The sequence below is a fragment of the Sanguibacter gelidistatuariae genome (genome assembly GCF_900096585.1).
GTDB classification, from domain to species: domain Bacteria; phylum Actinomycetota; class Actinomycetes; order Actinomycetales; family Cellulomonadaceae; genus Sanguibacter; species Sanguibacter gelidistatuariae.
The window spans coordinates 41,429-63,905 of sequence record NZ_FMYH01000004.1; the positions used below are offsets into that span (position 1 = coordinate 41,429).

At 70.9% G+C, this 22,477-nt stretch carries 17 protein-coding genes; 7 read left to right on the plus strand and 10 right to left on the minus strand.

The features are described from left to right. Window positions 1-22: 22 nt before the first annotated feature. Complete coding sequence (locus tag BLQ50_RS10190; protein ID WP_093183419.1) at window positions 23-604, minus strand: NYN domain-containing protein; 582 nt, start codon at window positions 602-604, stop codon at window positions 23-25. Between the two features lie 192 nt (window positions 605-796). Here BLQ50_RS10190 and BLQ50_RS10195 point away from each other — a divergent pair, with 192 nt between their 5' ends. Then, window positions 797-1,522 (plus strand): type 1 glutamine amidotransferase, encoded by a 726-nt coding sequence (locus BLQ50_RS10195; protein ID WP_093183421.1) that lies wholly within the window; start codon window positions 797-799, stop codon window positions 1,520-1,522. Window positions 1,523-1,707: 185 nt separating this feature from the next. Here BLQ50_RS10195 and BLQ50_RS10200 read toward each other — a convergent pair whose 3' ends face one another. From BLQ50_RS10200 to BLQ50_RS19215, 4 genes are all read right to left on the minus strand, one after another. Further along, window positions 1,708-2,481, minus strand: a complete 774-nt coding sequence (locus BLQ50_RS10200) for a PspA/IM30 family protein (RefSeq protein ID WP_093183423.1) — start codon at window positions 2,479-2,481, stop codon at window positions 1,708-1,710. 130 nt (window positions 2,482-2,611) lie between these two features. Then, on the minus strand, window positions 2,612-4,603 hold the full coding sequence (locus BLQ50_RS19210) for a TPM domain-containing protein (protein ID WP_093183424.1): 1,992 nt from the start codon (window positions 4,601-4,603) through the stop codon (window positions 2,612-2,614). A gap of 295 nt (window positions 4,604-4,898) precedes the next feature. Beyond that, the gene (locus BLQ50_RS10210) at window positions 4,899-6,563 is read right to left on the minus strand and encodes a DNA repair helicase XPB (RefSeq protein ID WP_093183426.1); all 1,665 of its coding nucleotides are present in this window, start codon (window positions 6,561-6,563) and stop codon (window positions 4,899-4,901) included. Between the two features lie 20 nt (window positions 6,564-6,583). Continuing rightward, on the minus strand, window positions 6,584-8,944 hold the full coding sequence (locus tag BLQ50_RS19215; protein ID WP_093183428.1) for a helicase-associated domain-containing protein: 2,361 nt from the start codon (window positions 8,942-8,944) through the stop codon (window positions 6,584-6,586). Between the two features lie 85 nt (window positions 8,945-9,029). On the opposite strand from BLQ50_RS19215, the gene BLQ50_RS10220 reads away from it, so the two are divergent. From BLQ50_RS10220 to BLQ50_RS10235, 4 genes are all read left to right on the plus strand, one after another. Beyond that, window positions 9,030-10,346, plus strand: a complete 1,317-nt coding sequence (locus BLQ50_RS10220) for a UDP-glucose dehydrogenase family protein (protein WP_093183788.1) — start codon at window positions 9,030-9,032, stop codon at window positions 10,344-10,346. A gap of 158 nt (window positions 10,347-10,504) precedes the next feature. Next, window positions 10,505-10,888 (plus strand): cold-shock protein, encoded by a 384-nt coding sequence (locus BLQ50_RS10225; RefSeq protein ID WP_093183430.1) that lies wholly within the window; start codon window positions 10,505-10,507, stop codon window positions 10,886-10,888. Between the two features lie 5 nt (window positions 10,889-10,893). Then, entirely contained in the window at window positions 10,894-11,787 is an 894-nt protein-coding gene (locus BLQ50_RS10230) for a DUF3027 domain-containing protein (RefSeq protein WP_093183432.1), read from the plus strand. After that, the gene (locus BLQ50_RS10235) at window positions 11,784-14,966 is read left to right on the plus strand and encodes a hypothetical protein (RefSeq protein ID WP_093183433.1); all 3,183 of its coding nucleotides are present in this window, start codon (window positions 11,784-11,786) and stop codon (window positions 14,964-14,966) included. The genes BLQ50_RS10230 and BLQ50_RS10235 overlap by 4 nt, the downstream gene beginning before the upstream one ends. A gap of 5 nt (window positions 14,967-14,971) precedes the next feature. Here the strand turns inward: BLQ50_RS10235 and BLQ50_RS10240 are convergent, their stop codons facing one another. The 5 genes from BLQ50_RS10240 to flgN are packed head-to-tail and all read right to left on the minus strand — an operon-like array spanning window position 14,972 to window position 19,471. Further along, complete coding sequence (locus BLQ50_RS10240) at window positions 14,972-16,210, minus strand: EAL and HDOD domain-containing protein (protein WP_093183435.1); 1,239 nt, start codon at window positions 16,208-16,210, stop codon at window positions 14,972-14,974. A gap of 47 nt (window positions 16,211-16,257) precedes the next feature. Beyond that, window positions 16,258-16,647, minus strand: coding sequence for a flagellar assembly protein FliW (locus tag BLQ50_RS10245; RefSeq protein ID WP_093183437.1), 390 nt, complete (start codon window positions 16,645-16,647; stop codon window positions 16,258-16,260). Continuing rightward, the gene (gene flgL / locus BLQ50_RS10250; protein ID WP_093183439.1) at window positions 16,644-17,552 is read right to left on the minus strand and encodes a flagellar hook-associated protein FlgL; all 909 of its coding nucleotides are present in this window, start codon (window positions 17,550-17,552) and stop codon (window positions 16,644-16,646) included. The genes BLQ50_RS10245 and flgL overlap by 4 nt, the downstream gene beginning before the upstream one ends. Next, window positions 17,549-18,982, minus strand: a complete 1,434-nt coding sequence (flgK, locus tag BLQ50_RS10255) for a flagellar hook-associated protein FlgK (protein WP_093183441.1) — start codon at window positions 18,980-18,982, stop codon at window positions 17,549-17,551. Before flgK ends, flgL begins: the two co-directional genes overlap by 4 nt. Window positions 18,983-18,988: 6 nt before the next feature. Then, window positions 18,989-19,471 carry a flagellar export chaperone FlgN gene (gene flgN / locus BLQ50_RS10260; protein WP_093183443.1) on the minus strand — a complete coding sequence of 161 codons (483 nt, stop codon included), beginning with the start codon at window positions 19,469-19,471 and terminating at the stop codon, window positions 18,989-18,991. A gap of 372 nt (window positions 19,472-19,843) precedes the next feature. Here flgN and BLQ50_RS10265 point away from each other — a divergent pair, with 372 nt between their 5' ends. Further along, window positions 19,844-20,728, plus strand: a complete 885-nt coding sequence (locus tag BLQ50_RS10265) for a sigma-70 family RNA polymerase sigma factor (RefSeq protein ID WP_245701089.1) — start codon at window positions 19,844-19,846, stop codon at window positions 20,726-20,728. Window positions 20,729-20,859: 131 nt separating this feature from the next. Further along, complete coding sequence (locus BLQ50_RS10270) at window positions 20,860-22,401, plus strand: glycosyltransferase family 2 protein (protein ID WP_093183445.1); 1,542 nt, start codon at window positions 20,860-20,862, stop codon at window positions 22,399-22,401. The last annotated feature ends 76 nt before the right edge of the window (window positions 22,402-22,477 follow it).

A 22,477-nucleotide genomic window follows, 5' to 3' on the forward strand; every position in this document is an offset into this window, starting at 1 on the left:
CGGTGCCACTGTGGCTCGGTGGTCAGATGTAGCGCAGCGGGTTGAACTCTTCGATCGGGATGATGCGCACGCGCGGCAGCGCCGTCGTGAACGCCCCGACGGCCTCTTCGAGGTCGTAGAACTGCAGCCCGCGCCCGCTGAGCTCGGCGAGCTTGCTGTTGACGAACTCCCGGAAGCACAGGATGCCGACCCGGCGCGTGCCGTCCAGCAGTGCCTCGACCTGGGGCAGGAAGTCGCCGTCGTGGCTCGCGAGCAGCACGTCGCCGTCGACGTCGGCGATGGCCTCGAGGGTGCGCTGGATACCCATGTCCACGACCTTCTCGTGGCTGGCACCGGCGAGCGGGATCGGGCGGTAGCCCATGGCGAGCAGCGCCTGCACGAAGGGCATGGGCATCTGGCCGGAGGACGCGTTGAGGAAGAAGAGCGGGTTGACGGGCTGGTTGTCCCAGACCGCACTGGCGAACTCTGCGATGCGGTCCCACCGGGGTCGTTCCTCGGGGCTGGGCCGGTGGCCCAGGACGTTCATCCCGAGGGTCGCGTCGATGTTCTCACCGTCGACGAGCAGGTACGTGGGGCGCTGAGCGCGTGAATCTGAGCCGGACATGGCTCCACTCTAGGGTGTATCCGCCGTGTGGAGCCCAGACCGCGGCCGCCCACGGGGATATGTCCGGTCGGTATTTGGGCGTTGTGGCCGCGGGGACGTACCGTTCGGAGATGAACTCGCCGTGAGGCGAGCGGTCGCCACCGTCGTTGACCGTCGATTCTCCCTCCCTCCAAGCACTCCAAGGACGATGAGATGACGTCAACTGACGTGACGGTGATCCAGAGCTCTGCTGACCTCCCGCTCGGTTCGCTCGGTGACCAGCTCGCCGACGCCGGGCTGCGCGTGCGCGTCGTGCGCGCCGACCAGGACGAGCCGCTCCCCGCAGCCGATGGCCTCGGCGCCGCTCTGATCGTGCTCGACGGCCGGATGTCGCCCTACGACGACGCGGCCACCCCCTGGCTGGCCCCGCTGCGTGAGCTCGTGCTCGCAGCCGCGACGGCGGGCGTGCCCACCCTGGCCATCGGCCTGGGTGCCCAGCTCCTCGCCGTCGCCGGCGGCGGACAGGTCACGGTCGACGCCCCGCCCGGGCCCGAGACCGGACCGGTTCGCGTCTTCTGGCGCCCGGAGGCGATGACCGACCCGGTCCTGGGCGACCTCGCCCGGTCCGTGGCGCAGGCCGGAGAACGGGCGAGCCTCGTCCCCTCGATGCACGCCCACGCGGTCAGTGAGCTGCCCGACGGCGCGCTCTGGCTCGCGTCGTCGAACATGTATCCCTTCCATGCCTTCCGGGTCGGCTCGGCGCTCGGCGTCCAGTTCCGCGCTGAGACGTCCGCCGACGTGCTGGCGAGCTGGCTCGAGGTCGAGGACCTGGCCGGTGGCGCCGACGTGCGCGAGACCGCCGAACGGATGGCCCGGACCGGCCAGGCGGTCGTGGCCGGCCTCGTCGCCGCCGTCCGCGCGCCCCTCGCCCTGGTGTAGCCCGGCCTCAAAAACACCGCACCAAAACACGGCCTCAAAAACACCGCTGAGTGCGGTCGAATGGCTGGACAGATCGGACATCTGGCAGCCATTCGACCGCACTCAGCGGTTTTGAGCTTGCTCGGCGGGAGCTTGAGCCCGGCGGGCGGATGCCGGCCTGGCGGCGGGATGGCGGCCTGGCGGAGTCAGGCCTGCTCGATCGCGGGGGTGACCGGGGTCGGGGTGATCTGCGGGGCGCCCGCGGAGCTGCCCGTCTTGAGCGCGGCGAGGCGCGCCTCGATCTCGATCTGTGCGCTGCTCGCCTCGAGGTCCTCGAACTGGGCGTCGAGGGACGACGCCGCGACCTCGGCCTGGCCGATCGCCTTGGCCTCCTCGCGGCGCACCTTGTCCTCGAAGCGGGAGATCTCGCTCGTGGGGTCCAGGACGTTGATCGAGTTGAGCGCACCCTGCACGGACTGCTGCGCCTCGGCGGTCTTGGACCGGGCGACGAGGGAGTCGCGACGCGACTTGAGGTCGCCCAGCTTGTCCTTCATCTGCGCGAGACCGGACTTGAGCTTGTCGACCGTCTCTCGCTGGGAGGTGATGAGCGGCTCGGCCTGACGCACCTCGGTCTCGGCGCCGATCTGCTTCTGGAGCGCGATCTTGGCGAGGTTGTCGAACTTGTCGGCGTCGGCCGTGTTTCCCGCCTCCCGCAGCTGGTCGGCGCGCTGGGAGGCGGCCACCGCCTTGGTGCCCCAGTCCTGGACCGCCGTGACATCCTCGTTGTAGTCCTGCTCGGCGAGGCGCAGGTTGCCGATGGTCAGCGCGACGGCGTCCTCGGCCTCGGCGATGTTGTTGGTGTAGTCGCGGATGAGCTGGTCCAGCATCTTCTGCGGGTCTTCGGCGCCGTCGAGGAGGGCGTTGATGTTCGCCTTCGCGAGCTGGGCGACGCGTCCGAAGATGCTCTGCTTCTGTGCCATGGGAGTGCCTTTCTTCTGGTGTGCGCCCGTCGAGCTGACGATCCGCGTGTGGGCTGTTTCACGTGGATCGAGAAGTGGTCGAGGCCGGGACCTCGTGTCTGGAGCTGGTGCTGTCGCACCTAGGTCGCGGTCAGAACCTGCCACCTCGGCTGCGGGTTCCTCGGCTGCCACCGCTCCGGCCGCCGCCGCCCCCGCCGAAGCCGCCACCACGAGACCCGCCGCCGAAGCCGCCGCCCCCGCCGAAGCCGCCCCCTCCGCGCAGGATCGAGTCGATGAGGATGCCGCCGAGCACCATGCCGCCGATATTCGACCCGCCTCCACCACCGCCGCCGCGCTGCTGGTTCTCCCAGTTCTGCACGTCTGACTGGGCCAGCTGCTGGGCGGACTGGACGAGCTGCTCGCAGCGGCGGGTGGCGTCTAGCGCCGCGACCGGGTCGGAGGCCTCGAGCGAACGCGCATCCCCGAGCAGGCGAATCGCCTCGGACAGCCGGGTGCGTGCTTCGGGTCCGACGGCCCCTTTGCGTGTGTCGATGAAGTCGTTGACCGCACGGATCTGCGACTCGGCCCGGCCCAGGCCCTCCCGCAGCAGCGCCGCAGCCCGGGTCTGCTGCTCGGCGACCTCTCGCGAGGGTGCGAGGGCGGAGTCCAGGCTCGCCTCGGCGTCGGCCAGGGCGGCGAGAGCCGCGAGTGGATCGCCTCCGGTGCGGGCGCCCTGGGCTGCCGCGATGACCTGTTGCGCCCGGGCCGCGGCATCGGTCACAGCAGGGTCCCCCGCACCGATCGTGCGCGCGTCGGCGAGGTCGGACTGGATCGAGGCGAGTGCGGCGTCGAGGCGCGGTGCGGCCGTGGCGAGGTCGCTGCTGGCGCGGTCCACGGCGTCGAGCAGCGTGACCGCCTGCCCGACGGCGTGGGTCGCGGCCCGTAGCTGGGCGACGGCGGACGCGCGGTCACCGGAGGCGACGTCCGCCTCGCCGGCAGCCACGGCCTGAGCCGCGGCGTCGAGCAGCTGGGTCGCCTGGTCGGGATTGGTCGAGACGGACGCGAGCGCGGTGGCCGGGTAGGTGAGGGCGAGGCCGGTCAGCGCGGCGCGGGCCCCCTCGATGCGGGCGCGGACGGTCGGTATGTCGCGCCCGGCCGCGGCCAGCAGGTCCGGGGCCTTGGCCTGGAGGTCGCGCAGGTCGTCGAAGGGTTTGGAGCTGGTGGCCAGGGCGGCGTCGACGTCGGAGCAGATCGTGATGATCTCGGCCATCATCAGCCGGGCCTGGGGCTCGGCCTCGGGGGTCTCGTCGTCGAGCTGCTGGCGAAGGCTGAATGCCCTGGTCACGCGCTGTTTGGACTGCTCGAGCGTGGCGGCGAAGTCCTTCGTCGCCTCATCACCGAACTGGGCCTGGGCGAAGCCGAGCTCCTGCTCCGCGGTCTTGAGCTCGTCGTCGATCGCGACGAGCGCGCTGCTCGCGCGGCGGTTGAGGTCGACGGTCGAGAGGGTCGAGAGCTGGCCTTCGGCCGGGTTGCCTGCCGAGGCGCGCCTGCGGCTCGACCGCCACAGGATGACGGCCACGATCACGAGGACGACCAGACCGCCGATCAGCAGGACGGTGAAGGCGCTCGTGCCGCCCCCGCCGCCGAGAGCGCCGCGCATGGAGTCCGCGCCGGCGATCGCCGCGCCGTCCCAGTCCTTGACGGCAAGCTTCTCCTCCACGGCGCGGGAGATGGAGTCGAACTGGGCGTCGGTGATCGGGGCGTCGAGGTCGATCACGAGCCCGTAGCGGTGGTCGTCGGTCGCGACGGCGAGGAGGGCGTCGTCGACCCCCATGCCGGAGAGCTTGTAGGTCTGGTTGGCCCAGTCTTCGCCGCTGAGCCCGTCGAAGGTGTCGACGTAGACGACAAAGAGCTGCATGTCCGTGTTCCCGCGCAGCTTGTCCAGCGCGGCCTGGACAGCGGAGGTGTCGGTGAGCGCGCCGGCCGGGTCGGTGATCTCACCCGGGACGTTCATCGGGGCCTGCGCGTGGGCGGACGGGGCGCCAGCCGCAAGGAGGCCGACGAGCAGCGCGCAACTCAGCAGTGCCCCTGCGAACAGGCGCATGAGCAGGGACTTCTTTGTCGGGGACGAGCGAATGAGCACACTGCGATCCTCAACCACCCCGGTCCAAAGCGCCACCCGCACGGACGTTTCACCCGCCCGGTCCCGCCCGTACGGTGCCGGCAGCGAGTGCCCGACGCCGGTCCCGTCGCCGAACTCGTGAATCGCCCCGCGAACTCGTGAGCCACGGCCGTCTCTCACCGCGCGAGCGCCCTAGCTCACGAGTTCGACGGTCCGTTCACGAGTTCGAGGGGGGAGGGGGCGAGGGGAGGGGGACCGCAAGAGGGGAGGGGGGAGGGGTGCAGAGGGGGCAGTGCCGGCGGAGCTCGCGCCGCCGTCACCCCACCGTGAGGTCGTCCGCGTCGACGATGCGGTACGCATACCCCTGCTCGGCGAGGAAGCGCTGGCGGTGGGCGGCGAAGTCCTGGTCGACCGTGTCCCGGGAGACGATCGCGTAGAAGTGGGCCGTGCGCCCGTCGGTCTTGGGGCGCATGATCCGCCCCAGCCGCTGGGCTTCTTCCTGGCGCGAGCCGAAGGACCCCGACACCTGGATGGCGACCGAGGCCTCGGGCAGGTCGATCGAGAAGTTCGCGACCTTGCTCACCACGAGCTTGGTGATCTCCCCGGTGCGGAAGGCGTCGAAGAGCCGCTGGCGCTCGCGGACCGGGGTCGCGCCGGTGATGATGTCCGCGCCGAGGTGGTCGGCCAGCTCCTCGAGCTGGTCGATGTACTGCCCGATCACGAGCGTCGGCTCGCCCTCGTGCTGGGCCACCAGCTGGGAGACGAGAGCGTTCTTGCCCGGCGCGCACGCAGCCAGGCGGTACTTGTCTTCCGGCTCAGCGGTCGCGTAGAGCATGCGGTCGCGCTCGGGCAGAGTCAGGCGGACCTCGACGCAGTCGGCCGGGGCGATGTACCCCTGCGCCTCGATGTCCTTCCACGGCGCGTCGTAGCGCTTGGGCCCGATGAGCGAGAACACCTCGTCCTCGCGCCCGTCCTCGCGGACCAGCGTCGCGGTCAGCCCGAGCCGGCGGCGGGCCTGCAGATTGGCGGTCATCCGGAAGATCGGCGCGGGCAGCAGGTGCACCTCGTCGTAGATGACCAGGCCCCAGTCGCGTGCGTCGAGCAGCTCGAGGTGGGTGTAGACGCCCTTCCGCTTCGTCGTGAGCACCTGGTACGTCGCGATCGTCACGGGGCGCACCTCCTTGCGCGCCCCGGAATACTCCCCAATTTCATCCGAAGTCAGCGTCGTGCGGCGCAGCAGCTCGTCGCGCCACTGCCGGGCCGAGACCGTGTTGGTCACGAGGATGAGCGTCGTGGTCCCTGACCTCGCCATCGCGCCCGCGCCGACGATCGTCTTCCCGGCCCCGCACGGCAGCACGACGACGCCGCTCCCGCCATGCCAGAACCCGTCCACCGCGTGCTCCTGGTAGGGCCGCATCTCCCACGGGGAGTCCCCGTGGGCGGGGTCGGTCGGGCTGAGCGCGATGGGGTGCTTCTCGCCGTCGACGTACCCGGCGAGGTCCTCGGCCGGCCAGCCGAGCTTGAGCAGCACCTGCTTGAGATGCCCGCGCTCGGAGGCGTGCACGACGACCGTGTCCTCGTCGATGCGGTCACCGACCAGCCCGGCTGTGCGCTTGGACTTGAGCACCTCGGCGAGCACGGCGCGGTCCGTCGAGGTGAGCACGAGCCCGTGGACGGGGTGCTTGGACAGCTGCAGCCGCCCGTACCGGGACATCGTCTCGGCGACGTCGACCAGCAGCGCGTGCGGCACGGAATACCGGCTGAAGGCGAGCAGCACGTTGACGACCTGCTCGGCGTCGTGCCCGGCGGCGCGGGCATTCCATAGTCCGAGCGGGGTCAACCGATACGTATGAACGTGCTCGGGAGCGCGCTCAAGCTCGGCGAAGGGCGCGATCGCACGCCGCGCGGCGTCGGCCAGGGGGTGGTCGACCTCGAGGAGCAGGGTCTTGTCGCTCTGGACGATCAGCGGGCCGTCAGACATCTAGGAAACGCTCCGTACTACTAGTCGGATTCGGCGACATGCTCGACGCCGGCCACGCGGTGCACCGCGACGGTGATCTCCGACTCACGCGCCACGTCGACGGCGCGCAGCCGTCCGGCATCGATCCGCAGCGGGCGGACCCGGCGCCGGGTGATGCCTCCCGCGGGCCCGACCATGTCAAGCCACACCTCACGACCGTCGGCCGCCGCCTCGCGCAGCAGTCCCAACGCGACGAGCGGGTCGGATGTTCCCGGACCACCCCCCGTGCCCGACGCCGCAGGGATGGCCGCGAGAGACGGCGCACCCTGGGTGCGCCGTGCCTGGGTGAGGTGGCTCTGCTCCCGCAGCCGGGCGACGAGGCCCCGGAGACGCTCGGTCCGTTCGGGGGCGCTCAAAGCACGCTCGGGGGAGCCGTCGACCGACCGGGAGTGCTGACCGGCGCGCCGCCCGCGCCGCGTGGGGAGGCGGACGTACGCGGCCCGGAGGTCGGCGTAGACGACGTTCCCGTCGGGGTCTTCCATCGCGGGCGCCAGGCCGCGCTCGCGGAGCGCGGTGAGCAGCTGCGCGGCCGGGGCCGTGGCCGCCAGGACGGTGGGGGCGAGGGAGAACAGGCCGAGGGAGGCGAGCTTCGGGTCGTCGACCAGGCCGGCCAGGAGGACCGGGTCGTCGACGCGGACGTAGCTCGCGGCGACGCCCAGACGCACCTGGCCGTGCCGGCGCGCGGCGTCGTGGACGAGGTAGTCGAGGGGTTGGGGGATCGCGGCCCGGGAGTGCTGGGTCAGCTCGGTGAGGAGCTCGTCGGCCGTGCGCCCCGCGTCGAGCGCACGGGTGACGGATGCCGCCGTGAACCGCACCGTGACTCCCGCGCCGCGGGACTCCACCTCGGTGGACTCGGTGAGCAACGCCTCCAGCTCCGGGGTCGGACGGCCCGGCACGATCCCGGTGAGGTCGCCCTGCAGCAGGAGCTCGTCGACGGCCTCGGGCAGGGTCTGGGTGAGCGAGCCGGCGAGGGCGAGGCGCGTGGCGTCGTCGGGCACGGTGAGCGGCGGGGCTGCGGCCAACACGTGGCCGCCGATGGCGAGCGAATGGGCGCCGGTGATACCGAGCAGGTTCGCCTCGCGGAGCAGCGCGACCACGGCCGCGTGCGGGGGGACCGAACGAGGGGACCGCCAGGTGAGGACGGCGACGACCGCGTCGGCGTGGACCGCGGCACGGGGTGCCTGGGCGAGGACCCGGAGCAGCTCGGAGCGCAGCCGCGGGACCCACATCCGGTGCAGCTCCGGTTCCAGGGCGCTGCGCAGGGCGCCGCGGTCGTCGCGCGATCCGACCAGCCAGGGTGCCCGGGCCGAGGGACACCAGGCAGATGCGAGTGCGGCCCACCGGGCGGGGAGGTCGGCCGCGAGCCACTCGTCGGCCTCGACGGTCGGCGCGAAGGAAGCGGGGTCGGCGCCGTCGCTCGTGACCAGGCCGGTCATCAGGGCCAGCTCGACGACGAAGGCCGTCGTCAGCTCGTCGACCTCAAGCTGCTGGGCGAGGCGGCGTAGCTCGCGGACCCCCAGGCCGCCGGCCTTGAGAGCCGGAGCCGGCGCGACCTGCCAGGTGGAGATGACCTCGGCGACCCTCCGGACGATCTCCTGGGCGGCGCGGGCGGACTCGGCGTCGATCGTGGCCTGAGTCAGGGTCGGTTCCGGAAGCGCGGGCGCGGGGGGTAGCCCCCGGTGGGTGCGCCCCGAGCGCAGGTCCAGCGCGATCTCGCGGGGCAGCATCACGTGGTGGGCATCGACCTGGCGGACGAAGCCCCGGTCGATCAGCCACCCGATGGCGGCGGCGGTCGGGCTGTCGGAGGCGGACGGGATCCGCCCGACCGGGGGCCCCCACTGCAGGGCGGCGAGGATGGCGCGGGCACCGGCCGGGGCGTCGGGCGCCTGCAGGATCGCGGTGTCTGGGCGGCCGTCGCGGGGTAGCAGCGCGGGGCCGAGGCCGGCGGGGTAGGCGTCGAGGGTCTCCTCGATACCTGGAGCGGGACGGTAGATCCCGGGGTGGCTCTGCCAGAGGAGGGCCGTGTCGGTGAGGTCTTCGAGGAGGGTGGGGATGGTGGTGGCGTCGTTGGCGATCGCGGGTTCTGCGGCGATCGCGGCGACGACGCGCTCGGTCGTGACGATCTCCCCGAGGGAGTCGAGCACGGCCACGGACTCCAGGACCATGAGGTGGGCGGCGTCGAGCGCGGTCGTCGCGCGCTGCAGGCTCGCGCGGCTGGTCGCCCGAGCCGCGAGGGAGAGCAGGGTGGACGGCGACGGCGAAGCGAGATCCGCGCGGTGGGACAGCAGCGCCACGAGCTCCGCGTCGGAGCGCGCACAGAGCCAGTCGCTGAACGTCACCACGTCAGTGACCCTACGTCCTCGATCGCCCTCCGGCGGTAGGGGCGTTCCTCCGGTGCGCCAGCAATGCCTGGGTTACGGTGTGCTCGTGAGAATTGCCGTGATCGGTTGTGGGTATCTTGGTGCGGTTCACGCGGCCTGCATGGCCGACCTCGGGCACGACGTCGTCGGGGTGGACCTGGACCCCGGGCGGATCGCTGCCCTGGCGGCTGGACGGGCGCCCTTCCACGAACCAGGCTTCCCCGAGCTCCTGGGCCGTGCCCTGTCCTCGGGGCGGCTGACCTTCACCACGGACCTCGAGGAAGCGGCGCGGGTCCGCGTCTTCTTCCTCTGCGTCGGAACCCCCCAGCTGCCCGGCAGCAACGCCGCAGACCTGTCTTTTGTCGACGACGCGGTCCGCTCGGTGGCGGCGCTCGTGGCCGCGAGCGGCCGCACCGCCGTGGTCGTGGGGAAGTCGACCGTGCCCGTGGGGACGGCCGCGCGTCTCGCCCCGCTGGTCGAGGCCGTCGGTGCCACCTTGATCTGGAACCCTGAGTTCCTGCGGGAGGGCTACGCGGTACGGGACACCCTGACGCCGAACCGTATCGTCTACGGGCTGCCCGACGGCGAGGACGGAGCTGCCGCGCAGGAGATCCTCGACGACGTCTACGCCGACCAGCTCCGCCGACAGATCCCGCGACTGACCACCGACTATGCCACGGCCGAGCTGGTCAAGGTGGCCGCCAACTCCTTCCTCGCCACGAAGATCTCCTTCATCAACGCGATGGCGGAGATCTGCGAGCTGACCGGCGCCGACGTCACCCAGCTTGCCGGCGCGATCGGGATGGACGACCGCATCGGCAAGAAGTTCCTGCAGGCCGGGATCGGCTTTGGTGGCGGGTGCCTGCCCAAGGACATCCGGGCGTTCACCGCCCGCGCCGAGGAGCTGGGCGCCCACGAAAGCGTGGGATTCCTGCGTGAGGTCGACAAGATCAACCTGCGCCGGCGGGACCGGGTGGTCGACCTGGCCAAGCAGGTGCTGGGGGAGCGCCTGGTCGGGGCGAGGGTCGCCGTGCTGGGCGCGGCCTTCAAGCCGCACTCCGACGATCTGCGCGACTCGCCCGCTGTCGACATCGCGACCCGGTTGCAGGGGCTCGGGGCGGATGTGGTCGTGACCGATCCGGCGGCGCTGCCGCTGCTCGCCCGCCTGCACCCAGCCCTCAGCCAGGCCGAGCAGGCCGAGGATGCCCTGCGCGACGCGGACCTGGTCGTCCTGGCGACGGAGTGGCGTGAGTACGTGGTCATGGATCCCTACGATGCCGCCGAGCTCGTGCGGACCCCCGTAGTCATCGACGGACGCAACGTGCTCAACCCGGCGAGGTGGCGCCGGGCCGGGTGGACCTACCTCGGTCTGGGGCGTCCCTGACCGGTCGTCGGCGCGCCTCGACGGCCGCCGCGCCGCGCCGTTGGAGGCGCCGGTTAGGCGACTGGACCGTTCGGCACGGATAATGAGCGAGACTCACTGTCGGGCGTAGGCCCGATACCCTGTGAAGTCACATCCCGACGAGCACTCCGAGGTCTCACGTGCCCACCGGCAAGGTCAAGTTCTTCGATGTAGAACGCGGTTTCGGTTTCATCGCTGGCGACGACGGCGAGCAGGTGTTCCTGCACGCCTCCGCGCTGCCCGAGGGCATCACGGCGCCCAAGCCTGGAGCCAAGGTCGAATTCGGCGTCGCTGACGGACGCAAGGGCCCGCAGGCCCTCTCCGTGAAGTTCCTGGACCCCGTGCCCTCGGTCGCCAAGGCGCAGCGCAAATCCGCTGACGACATGGCGGTCATCGTCGAGGATCTCATCAAACTCTTGGACGGCTTGGGGAACTCGTTGCGACGGGGGCGCTACCCGGAGAAGACGGCAGCGTCGATGGTCGCAACCGTTCTCCGAGCTGTCGCGGACGACATCGAGGCTTAGAACACATGTCAGCAGCAACTGCCACCGGTCCGGCCCCGCGCACGCGGGTGTCCCGGCCGAAGCCGGACGCCGTCCTCCTGGGGGCGGTCGAGGTTGCACTCCACGCTGCCCAGGAATCGGCCGAGCACGCCTCCGACGTCGGTGAGCACCTCGGTGCCACGACCGACGCCGAGCGTCTCGTCTCGCACAGCTTCGCGTGCACGATGCGCGGCTACCGAGGCTGGCACTGGACGGTCACCCTCGCCCGGGCCCCCCGGGCCAAGAACGCCACGGTGTGCGAGGTCGCGCTGCTCCCCGGCGACGACGCGATCCTCGCCCCCGAGTGGCTGCCGTGGTCGGAGCGCCTGCGCCCCGGCGACATCGGCCCCGGCGACGTGCTGCCCTTCCAGGCCGACGACCCGCGCCTGGAGCCCGGCTACACGCCGACCGGCGACGAGGAGCAGGACCGCGTCGCGATCGAGGAGCTGGCCCTGGCCCGCGTCCGCGTGCTCTCTCCTGAGGGGCGCGAGGCGGCCGCACAACGCTGGTACGAAGGCTCCCACGGCCCGACCACGCCGGGGGCCATCCAGGCCGCAGCCGGCTGCGGATCCTGTGGCTTCATCGTCCCGCTGCAGGGCGCGCTGGGCCAGGTCTTCGGCGTGTGCGTCAACGAGTGGTCGCCCGACGACGGCCGCGTGGTCTCCCTCGACCATGGTTGCGGCGCCCACTCCGAGACCGACGTGCCCGCCCACCCCACGGACTGGCCGGACTCCGACCCGGTGATCAACGAGATGAAGCTCGAGATCGTCGAGCCGCTTCCGCCGGAGACCGACGCTGTTGTCGACACCGACGGAGCCGACGACGCGGTCGCAGCCGAGCAGGCCCCCGCAGCCGAGCAGGGCCCGGCGCCCGAGCAGTGACGACCGACCCGTTCAGGACCGCTGAGCTGCGCTCGGCGGTCCTGAACGCCTGGGAGAGGTCACCGGCACGGTTCCGCGAGGACGCGAACACCGAAGAGGACCACGCGACCGGCTACTACCGCGACCGGGTGATCGTCGAGCTCGCCCAGAACGCCGCCGACGCCGCAGCCCGGGCCGGTGTCCCCGGACGCCTTGCGCTGCGGCTCGTCGAGGATGACAGCGGCACCCGGCTCGTGGCGGCGAACACCGGCGCCTGGCTCGATGCGGACGGAGTCGCCTCCCTCGCCTCGTTGCGCGCCTCGGCCAAGACGGCCCCGGCCGCCACGCTCGCGCCGTCGTCCGTCGCCTCGTCGCCCACCGCGTCCCTCACTGCATCAGCCACCGCACCCCCCACGGCACAGGTCGAGACGGTGGGCCGGTTCGGCGTCGGGTTCGCGGCGGTGCGCGCGGTGTCCGACGAGGTGACGGTGTCCTCCCGCAGCGGCGGGGTGCGCTTCTCCCTGGCGGCAACGACGGCCGCCCTCGCCCCGCTCGGGGTGCTCACCGAGCACGTCGCGGCCCGCGCCGGCACCGTGCCGATCCTCCGGGTCCCCTTCCCGGCGCCCGCCCACACGGGGCAGCTCGACACCGCGCCTGCTGCCTCCTCTGACGTCGACCTCGCTTCCTACGACACCGTCGTCATCCTCGAGCTGCGCGACGCTGCGGCGATCGCCGCCGTCCGGGACCAGCTCGCGGCGATCGACGACACCCTCCTGCTCGCGCTGCCCGCCCTGGCTTCGGTGCACGTCGACGACGACCGCGGCCACCGCGAGCTCAGCGATGTCGGGGCGCGGTGGATCGCGGTGACCCGCAGCGGCGTCGCGCCGGCTGAGATGCTGCGCGACCGGCCCGTCGAAGAGCGGAGCCGTGCCGGCTGGACGTTGACCTGGGCCTACCCGCGCGACCTCGACCACCCGGGCAGACCGCTGGTCGACCAGGTGGTCCGCGCCCCGACGCCCACCGACGAGCCGCTGTCCCTCCCCGCCATCCTGCTCGCCACGTTCCCGCTCGACCCCTCCCGCCGCCACGTGGCTGACGCTGAGCTCACCCGGCTCCTGGTTCGGGAGGCCGGTGAGGCCTACGCCGTGCTCGCGCTGGGGGTCCCCGAGCCGCTCGACCTCGTGCCCACGGGGCTGCCGCGGGGGCGTCTGGACGGCGAGCTGTGCGCGGCTGCCGAGGACGCGCTGCGGCGCGCGCCGGTCGTCGCGGGCCAGTTGGCCCAGGACACGGTCGTCATCGAGGACGAGGTGAGCCACGCGCTGGTGACCGCCCTCGAGCCGACGGGGCTCGGCGTCGTGCAGGTGGACCGGAGCCGACGCGCAGCCATCCGCCGACTCGGCGCCCAGATGATGAGCCTGGCTGACGTCGTCGACGCGCTCCCCGACGGGCTGCGTCCGCGCCAGTGGCACGACCTGTACGACGCCCTCGCGCCCTACGTCGCTGACCGCGCCGTGCGAGAGGCGCTCACCGCGATCCTCGTCCCTCTCGAGGGCGGCGGCACCGCGCGCGGGCCGCGCGGGTTGGTCATGGGCCCTGCCCTGCGCGCGGGCCGGATCGAGGGGGTGCACCGCGTCCATCCCGACGCCGCGCACCCGCTGTTGCTCCGCCTGGGCGCCGTGCCGGACGACGACCCGGCCGTGCTGGGGCTCGCGGCGGTCGAGCTGGCCGCGCGGCGCGTCGGCGACGAGCTGCTCGACTCCGACGTCGATGCGCGGGACGCACCCGAGGAGGTCGAGGCCCTGTACGGGCTCGTCGCCGGCGTCGCGCGGGAGAACCGGGTCGGTCCAGACGGGATGCCGGGCTGGCTCGGTGACCTGCCGCTGCCCAGCGACGAGGGCGTGTGGCAGCGGGCCTCTGAGCTGTCCTGGCCGGGCAGCTGGGCCGACGAGCACCTGGACCTGGCGGCGGTCGACGCCCACGGGATCGACGTTCTGACGGCTGAGGTGGCCCGGGTGGTCGGGGTGCGGTTTGACCTCGCCGTCCGGGAGGTGTCCCACGAGACCGGCCGGCTGGATGAGGACGAGACGTACCCCGGCTGGGCCGACTACGACGACTATCTGTGCGCGGTGCTCGGCGAGCACCGCAGGATCGACCAGATGAGCATCGTCGCCGACCTCGACGTCGTGGCCGACGACTCCTGGGGCGCGGTGCTCGATGCCTTCACCCGGGACAGCGGGCTGCGCCGGGCCGTGCTGGCTCCCGTGCGAGCCGTGCACGACGCCGCGCCGGGTCCGGTGCCCCGCGAGGAGGAGGGCCTGCCCGGGCAGGCGTTGTCCTACACGGCCTGGTACCTGCGTGACCTGTTCGGAGCGCCCTGGGCAGCGACTGCGTCCGCGGCGGACGACGTGGGGCTCCGGTCGGTGCTGCCCCCCGTCCCCGACGAGCTGGCGGAGGTCGCCGACGCGGACCTGGTCCGTGCGCTCGGGGGGGTGGCGAGCCTGCACGACCTCGCCCAGCTCCTCACCACGGCGGACCCCGCCACCTGGTTCGGCTTCTTCGACGGACTGCGCGACGGGGAGGAGTATCAGGGTGGGGCGCACGAGCGTGGCGTAGGTCGCGTGGTGCCGATGCCTGTCGCACGGATCGTATGGGCCGCGTTCGAGCGGTCGTGCCGCGCGGGGCTCGAGCTTGATCCGCTGCCTGAGCTTGTCGTCGCCGTGCAGGGACTGTCCGCGCGGATCGTCGCGGCCGAGGACGTCCTCGTGACGGACGGGCCGATGTGGGTGCAGGTCCGAGCCGTCGTCCCGGTCGTCGACCCCGAGTCCGTCGCGGCGGTGGCCGCCGCGCTCGACTGCGCGGTCGCGGACTCGTCGACCGTCACCGTGCACGGCGATCTCGACCCGCAGGCACCCTCGACGGAGCACCCGGTCCCGGCGTGGATCCCTGCGTTGGTGCCCGGGCTCCCGGCGACCTGGACCGAGCACACCGAGCTGAGCGTGGACGGCCGTGACGTCGACTGGTGGGTCAGCCCGGACTCGGCCGTGCACGTGCGAGCCGGCGCCCCGCCCGCTGCCCGGGCCCAGGCATTCGCTCAGGCAGCAGGACGGTGGGGCGATCGATACCTGATCGAGCTGGCGCTGCGCGACGTGACGCGCAGCGCCGAGCTCATGGCTGAGCGGGTCTGGGACGAGAGGCGCTGACCCGCTCAGGTGAGGTTGAGCTGGCGCACCGTCTCGAGCGCCCACGGCAGGGCCGTGAGGTAGGCACGCGCCACCTGGTCAGGGGTCCAGGCGGTCTCGACGATGGCGGCGATGTCGCCCTGCTCGTGAGCGATGACGGCAGCCAGAGCCGCGCCGAGGGGCCCCTCGTAGTTCTCGAGCGCGTCGGCGACCTCGGCCGAGACGAGAGACTTCTCCACGAGCACGCCCACCGGGATCCCCGTCTCCTCGGAGAAGGCCGAGAGCAGGCCCACGGTGTACCCGGTGTCGTCCCCGATGAGCTCCCGGCAGGCTGCCGCGCGGGCGAGCAGGTACCACAACGCGTCCATCTGCTGCACGCGCGAGCTGATCAGCGACGCCATGACCAGGGTGGTCAGGCGGGTGGGTCCGAGCATGATGATCGCGCGGTGCAGCGAGTCCACCCGCTGTGGCAGGCCGATCGCGACCGAGTTCACCAGGTGCAGCACCCGGACGGTCATCTCGGGGTCGCTCGAGAGCACCTCGGCGATCCGGCCGGTGTCGACGTCGGAGGCGGCGAGCAGTCGGACGGTCTCGAGGCACTGGATCTCTCCGGCGTCGAGGTTGCGCTTCTGCTGAGGCTTCTCGTGCTGGTAGATCGACCCCATGATGTAGTCGACGCCGAGGTCCCAGGCGCGGGCAGGGCCCAACTTGCCATGAACGTTCTCGGCGATGACGGACACACCGGCGTTGTGGGCGATCTCGACGAGGGTGGCGACGTCCAGGCCCTTGACTCCGATGTCGATCATGACGTGGGACACGAAGGGCAGCAGGGCGCGCTGGCCTGGCTGGTCGGTGAAGTCGACAAGGATCGTGCGGATCGAGCGTTCGGACAGCGCGATGATGTTCTCCGCACCGTCCGCTCGAAGGGCTTCGCTCGGGTGGATGAGGAGTCCGACGCCGCCGCCGCTGGGCGGGATGGAGGCCTCGCCGGAGAGCATGTCGACCGTGGCCCAGATGAAGGCCGGGCGGTCGGCGACATACTTCGCGAGATCGACCGTGCGATAGGCCAGGTGCAGCGCCTCAGTCATCTCCTTGGGGGAGGCATCGAGGCTGTTGACGATGGGCAGGGCATACGCGAGCACCTGACGCCGTCGGTCGACGATCGCCAACCGACTGAAGACCGGGGCGGATGCGGCGGCGTGCTGTGCGGGCCGGGTTCCCAGGTCGATGGTCGGGGACTGTGGCAGCGATCTCGTGTGGTCCATGATTTCCTCGGGTGATGTGGCGCCGGGCCGGCGGGGAAGCGGGACGTTCAGGCAGCGGCGAACGGGGCGCGCAGGGGCCAGGGTGTTCCTTCGAGGATCACCTGGAGCGCGTCTCCGGTCTCGGTGTTCAGGATGACGGGGGCAAGGAGGTTTGCCGTGGCCGGGGCCGCGTCGGTGCGTGGGGTGACGATGACCAGGACCGCGCAGCGCGGGTCGGTGCCGCCATCGAGGTGGACGGCCGCGAGCGACGATGCCTCGAGCGACGGCGTGTACTCCTCGAAGTACGGGCCGGGCTGGACGAGGAACAGCCGGGTCGGGTCGTCCCCTGTGCCGCGGAGGCTGAACAGCAGCCCGTTGTCGTCGAGCGAGGCGAGGGAGAAGTGCATCCCGGCCGACAGCCCGGGGAGCTTCTCGACGAAGTGGACCTCGGTGATCACCGCAGGTAGTCCATCAGGCTGGGCTGCAGGACGCGGGCAGTCGCGCCGAGGGCCGCCTTGTAGGCGACCTCCTGCATTTGCAGCTCGATGATGGTCAGGGGCAGGTCGATGTCCTCGACCCCGGAGATGTCGCTCTTGAGGGTCATGATCTTGTTCGTCAGATTCTCCTGGGCCGAGGTGAGCTGGTTGGTGCGCGCGCCGATGCTCGCGGCCTGGCTGAGCATCCCCGAGAGGCGGGTGTCGATCGTGGCCAGGGCGCCGGAGACGTCTTCGTTCTTGCGGAGTTTGTCGGCGACGTCGGTGAGCACCGCGAAGATTGTCGGGTCCACGCCAGCGGGGTCTGAATTGGTGCCGAACACCTTGCCGCCGTCGGTGTCGACCCGTACGGTCGTGCCTGCACCCACCCGGCGCTCGACGATTCCCTTGGGATCAGTGAACTCGTACACGCCCGGCGTCGTCTCGGTGAACGCAGGTCCGTCAGCGGTGCCGGCAAAGATCGAACGGCCGAGGAAGGTCGTGTTCGCCTGGGCGGCGAGGGCCTTCGAGATGCCCTCGAGCTCGACGGCGAGCGCCTCGCGGCCCTCGGGGCCGAGCGCACCGGTGTTGGAGCCCTGGACGACGAGGTTGCGCGCACGGTTCAGGAATCCCAGCGACGTGCTCATGGCGGTGTCGGCGGCGGTCAACCAGCTCACGCCGTCCTGGGCGTTGCGCGCATACTGGGTCGAGGCGCGCTGCTCCTTGCGCAGGGCCATCGCATCGGCTGTCTTGGCCGGGTCGTCGGAGGCCTTGGTGATGAGCTTCCCGCTCGAGGCCCGGGCCTGCAGGTCCGACATCTTGCTGAGGTTGGCCTGCAGGTTGGCCAGGGAGGTGCGCTGGGTGGACTGGTGCGTGACGCGGGTGATCATCGGCCAACGACTCCTGTTCGGTTGATGAGCTGGTCGAGCATCTCGTCGATCGTGGTCATGACACGGGCCGCGCCCTGGTAGGCGCGCTGGAAGGACAGCAGGTTGATGCTCTCCTCGTCCTGGTCCACCGCGGTCTGGGACAGCTGGAGACTTTCTGCGGTCATCCGGGCCGCCTCCGAGACCGTCGCGCTCTGCAGGGCGGCCTTCGCCTTGACGCCGGTCGCGACCACAAAGGTTGACCATACGGTGTCGGGGCTGTCCTTGGACTCGCCGATCTGGGAGATCTTGTCGGCGATCGAGCTGTCCTTCGCGCCCTTGGCCGGGTCGCCGGTGACGATCTGGGTCGTGTCGGTGATGGCGACCCGCAGGCCGAGTGCGGCGGGCGAGCCGGCGTCGATCGAGAAGAAGTCGACACCGGTCCCGCCCGACGCGACCGGGATGTTGTGGATCGCATTTACGGTGTCCCTCAGCTTGTCGGCCAGGGCGTTGTACGACTGGGCCGCCTGGGCCAGCAGCCCACCGGTTCCCTGGTCGTTGTAGGGGGCCAGCACGCTGAGCGCCCCGGCAAGCTCCCCGCCCTCGAGCGCGGCCGGGGTGCCGGCGGGAACTCGGTCCCACTCGACACGGACCGGATCCGCGTCGGTGCCGGTGGCCCCGAGCATCTCGGTGCTGCCCACCAGCTTGATCTTGTTGGCAGTCACCCCGGACACGAGGGGGTTGCCGGCGAGGTTGACGTCGACCGTCCCGTCCTCACGGTTACGCACCGTGGTCCCGGCGAGCGCGGAGAGGGACGTGGTGAGGAGGTTGCGCTGGTCGATCAGCTCGTTGGCGTTGCCACCCGAGACCGAGATCGACCGGATCTTCTCGTTGAGCTCGGCGACGGCGGAGGCAGCCGAGTTGATGTCGGAGACGAGCATGTCCGCCTTGGACCTGGTCTGGTCCCACTGGGTGACGACCGCGGAGTAGCCGGTGGCGATGGATCGCTGGACCGAGTTCGCGCCCTCCAGGAGGACCTGGCCGACGGCGGCGCTGCCCGGGGAGGCGACCATGTCCTGCCAGGTCGCCCAGAAGTCGTCGAGCTGCTTGGAGATGCCGTTGTCCCCGGGCTCGGCGATCGTCGACTCGAGGCGCTTGTACGCGTCGGTGCGCGCGGCGAGGTAGGACGCCGAGGAGGTCGTGGTGCGCACCCGGGCGTCCATGAACAGATCACCGAGCCGGGAGACCCCGGTGGCCTGGACGCCGTTGCCGATCAGGCTGCCCTGAGAAAAGAGCGTGGCACCCTGACCGGCGCCGACTGACGCCGTGTCCAACCGCTGCCGGGTGTAGCCCACGGTGTTGACGTTGGCGATGTTCTGGCCGGCGATCTCCAGAGCCTGACGCTGCGTGGTCAGGGAGGAGAGGGCCGTGGACAGTCCGGAGAAGGTGCTCATAGGTTCTCAGAATTTCTGATCGAGGAGACGAGCCGCGACCTCGCGCTGGGCGGTCGAGCCGGTGGCGTCATATGTCTGGGAGTCGTGGTGGAGGTTGGCGAGGGCCTCCTGCGTGGCGCGATGCGACGTCGAGATGAGCTCGCGGTTGCCGGCTGCGAGGGAGTCGATCTGGGTGGTCAGCTCAAGGAAGGCCTGGCGGTGGGCGCGCAACAGCTCGTCCCACGGGGCCGGGGCCGCGTCGGCGAGCTCGTGGAGGGTGCGGCCGGGCTCTAGGCCCAGGCTGCGGGCGACGTCGTCGGACTCCACGGAGCGGCCGAGCTCGACCTCGCGGATCTGCTCAAGGACGTTCTCCACCTCGCGGGTGGCATGGCCGAGCCAACGGGTCTTGCCGCTGGTCAGGAGCAGCTGCTCCTCCTCGAGTTTGAACAGCAGCAGCTCAAGGAGCTGGCGTTCGCGCCAGAGGACGCTTGTCAGCGCTTGAAGGGTCATGAGGGCTTCGCTCCTTGTCGTTGGTAGACGGTATGAGGATCCGCACACGGTTCACATCGGACGACGACGCGAGTCCATGAGGTTTCCATGCCGCCGATCTCACCTGTGTCATCCACGACAGCATCGTGTGTGTCACATCTGGCCCGAGATCTCTTCTGAGATCAGGATAGGACGCCCCTCGAGGAGCGGCGATGGGGGCTCCGGTCGGCGTTTGTGCTGGTGGGAGGGAGATGGCGTGAAAACGCTGTCAACGGGACGCGGCACTGATGGGTACTTCTCCCCATTGCTATCTGACGCCGACTGTGGATCGGAGCGGGTGAAAACGATGGTCAATGGTTGAACAAATCGGTTTCACCCCTGATATTGGTTCATATGCAGCCCATGGACGCCGACCAGACCCAGCTGGTCACACAGAACCTCCCGCTGATCGGCTATCACGTCAGCGAGATGCTCATGCGCGTCCCCAACCACGTATCGCGAGACGATCTGGCCTCGGCCGGGGCGTTGGCCCTGGTCCAAGCCGCCCGAGCCTACGACGCCACGACCGGGGTCCCCTTCAACCGCTACGCCTCGATCCGGATCAAGGGTTCGATGGTCGACGAGCTCCGCTCGATGGACTGGGTCACCCGGGGCGCCCGGCAACGCGCCCGTCAGTTCACCACGGTGGCCGACGAGCTGACCGCGAACCTCGGACGGGCTCCGTCCCGTGACGAGGTCGCGGCCGCGCTCGGCGTCGAGGTCAGCGAGGTGGACACCGCCCGGCAGCACGCTGCGACCCGGGTGCTCAGCCTCGAGGGCTACGACGGTGCGCTCGCCGAGGTGCTGCCGGCCCGCGGGATCGGTCCCGAGGAGTCCGTGATCGTCGACGAGCGGCTGCGCTACCTCACCGCGGCCGTCGAGACGCTCCCCGAGCGGCTGCGCACCGTCGTCGAGCAGGTGTTCTTCCACGACCGGTCGGTCACCGACATCGCCAAGGATCTCGGGGTGACTCAATCCCGCGTCAGCCAGCTGCGCGCCGAGGCGATGCTGCTGTTGCGCGACGGCATGAACACCCACCTCGACCCGGCGATGGTCCCGACCCCCGCCCAGCCCGACGGCGTGGCCCAGCGCCGGCGCGAGACATACTTCTCGGCGATCGCCGAGCGGGCCGCCCACAGCTCCTCGAGCGTTGCGCTCGCCGGGATGACCGTCGCGGGGGCGCTGCGGGACGGCTCCGGGGCGCCGGGGGGGCACGCCGGCCTGGTGGCTGTGGGTTAACGGGTTAACGCTCACAACGCCTTCCGTCGTCGGGTGGGTCGTCACCGCTCCCCGTCTGTGGCGGTCGGAGCCGGACTAATACCAGCCGCGACGTTGCCGATGGGACACCCACCAGCAACCAGGGAGCCAGGATGTCCGTGCTCAGCGCGCCGAAGATCTCAGCAGTACTCATCGTCAAGGACGAAGAGGCTGTGCTCGACGAGTGCCTCGCGGCCCTGCACTGGGCCGACGAGATCGTCGTCTACGACACCGGGTCGAGCGACGCGACGCGGGAGATCGCCGCGAAGTACACCGACGTGGTTGTCGAGGGGTACTGGGACGACGACTTCGGAGCGGCCCGCAACCGGGCGCTGGATCACGCGACGCACGTGTGGGTACTGAACGTCGACGCGGACGAGGTGTTCGTCGGGCCCCCCGAGGCGATTCGTAGCGCTCTCAGGTCCGGGGTGACGTCGCGTTCCATCCTCGTCGAGAGTGTGGACGAGAATGCGGGCGCGAGTGGGACGGTGTCGATCATCCGCCTCTTCAGGAAGGACCTCTATTGCTTTGCGGGTCGCCTCCACGAACAGGCGGTGCAACGGCCGGGCGCGACCGCACCGCTCTCTCCGCGGCCGCTGCACCATGTCAAGCTGCTGCACTCGGGCTATGAAGCGGCGCGCATCATCGAGCGGGGCAAAGGGGAGCGGAACCTCGATCTCGCACGGCGGGACCTTGCTGAGTCCATCTCGCGAGGGGACAGTGACGCTGCCATTGCGCTCCGGAAGGCGAACGTTGCGCGGTCGATGAGCTTCGGCGGATCGTTCGACGACGCGCTGAGCTTCGCTGAAGCAGCGTTCGCCGAGGGGGCTCTGGCGGACCGCGATCTCGCGACACTTGCGAAGGCCATGTGCGCGACTGCGATGCTTCTTGACGACAACGAGAAGGTCGAACGCTGGTGGCAGCGGTGGCACGACTCCGGCGAGAACCCGGTCTGGGCCCTCGCCTGGATTGCCCCCTGGCTCGCCCGCCGCGGGATGGTAGACGAGCTCCTGTCGGTCCTCGACCGCATCCCGACAACTGTCGTGGATCCCTCGGGCGAACGGTTCCTCAAGGTGGACCTCGCCCCATTGCACGTGTGGGCGCTCCTGATGTCCGGCAAGCACAAGCGTGCCGTGGGAGTAGCGATCGATGCTGCCCGCAAGGGACGCCCCTCGCTCGTTCCCGGGGCACTGACGGAGCTCTTCGACCACGCAGGCCTCCACGTATCCGCGCTGCTCACGGAGATCGACGACTCTCTGTGGATGACGCTCGTCATGCAGTGTGTCCAGGACGGGTCCAGGAGCTCGCGGCGCTTCCTCGAGGCGATGAACGCCGCTCGACCGGGCGACGCTGCCGTGCTCCTGGCAGGGTCTGCCCTGGCGCCGCGCCTGAGCCTCGAAGAAGCGGCGTCGTGGGCGATCGAGCTGAGGCAGCAGGGTTTCGCGGAGGAGTGCCCGCTGGTCGCGATCGCGGGCAACGAAGCTCTCGACCCGCGACAGCGCGCGATAGCCGGCGCCATGGCCGTCGACATCTACGGCGATGACCGCGCGCTTCCAGGTCTTGGTGACGCACTGGCGCGGGTGGCGCCCGACGACGAGGCGGAGCTCATCGCCCAGCTCGACATCGTCGCGCCAGGCCTGGTGAGCGCCGCCTGACCGGCAGCGCGAAAATGCTTCCCACGAAATTCTTATGCCCTCGGGGGACTACCCGATAGGCAGAGTGGCAGCCCAC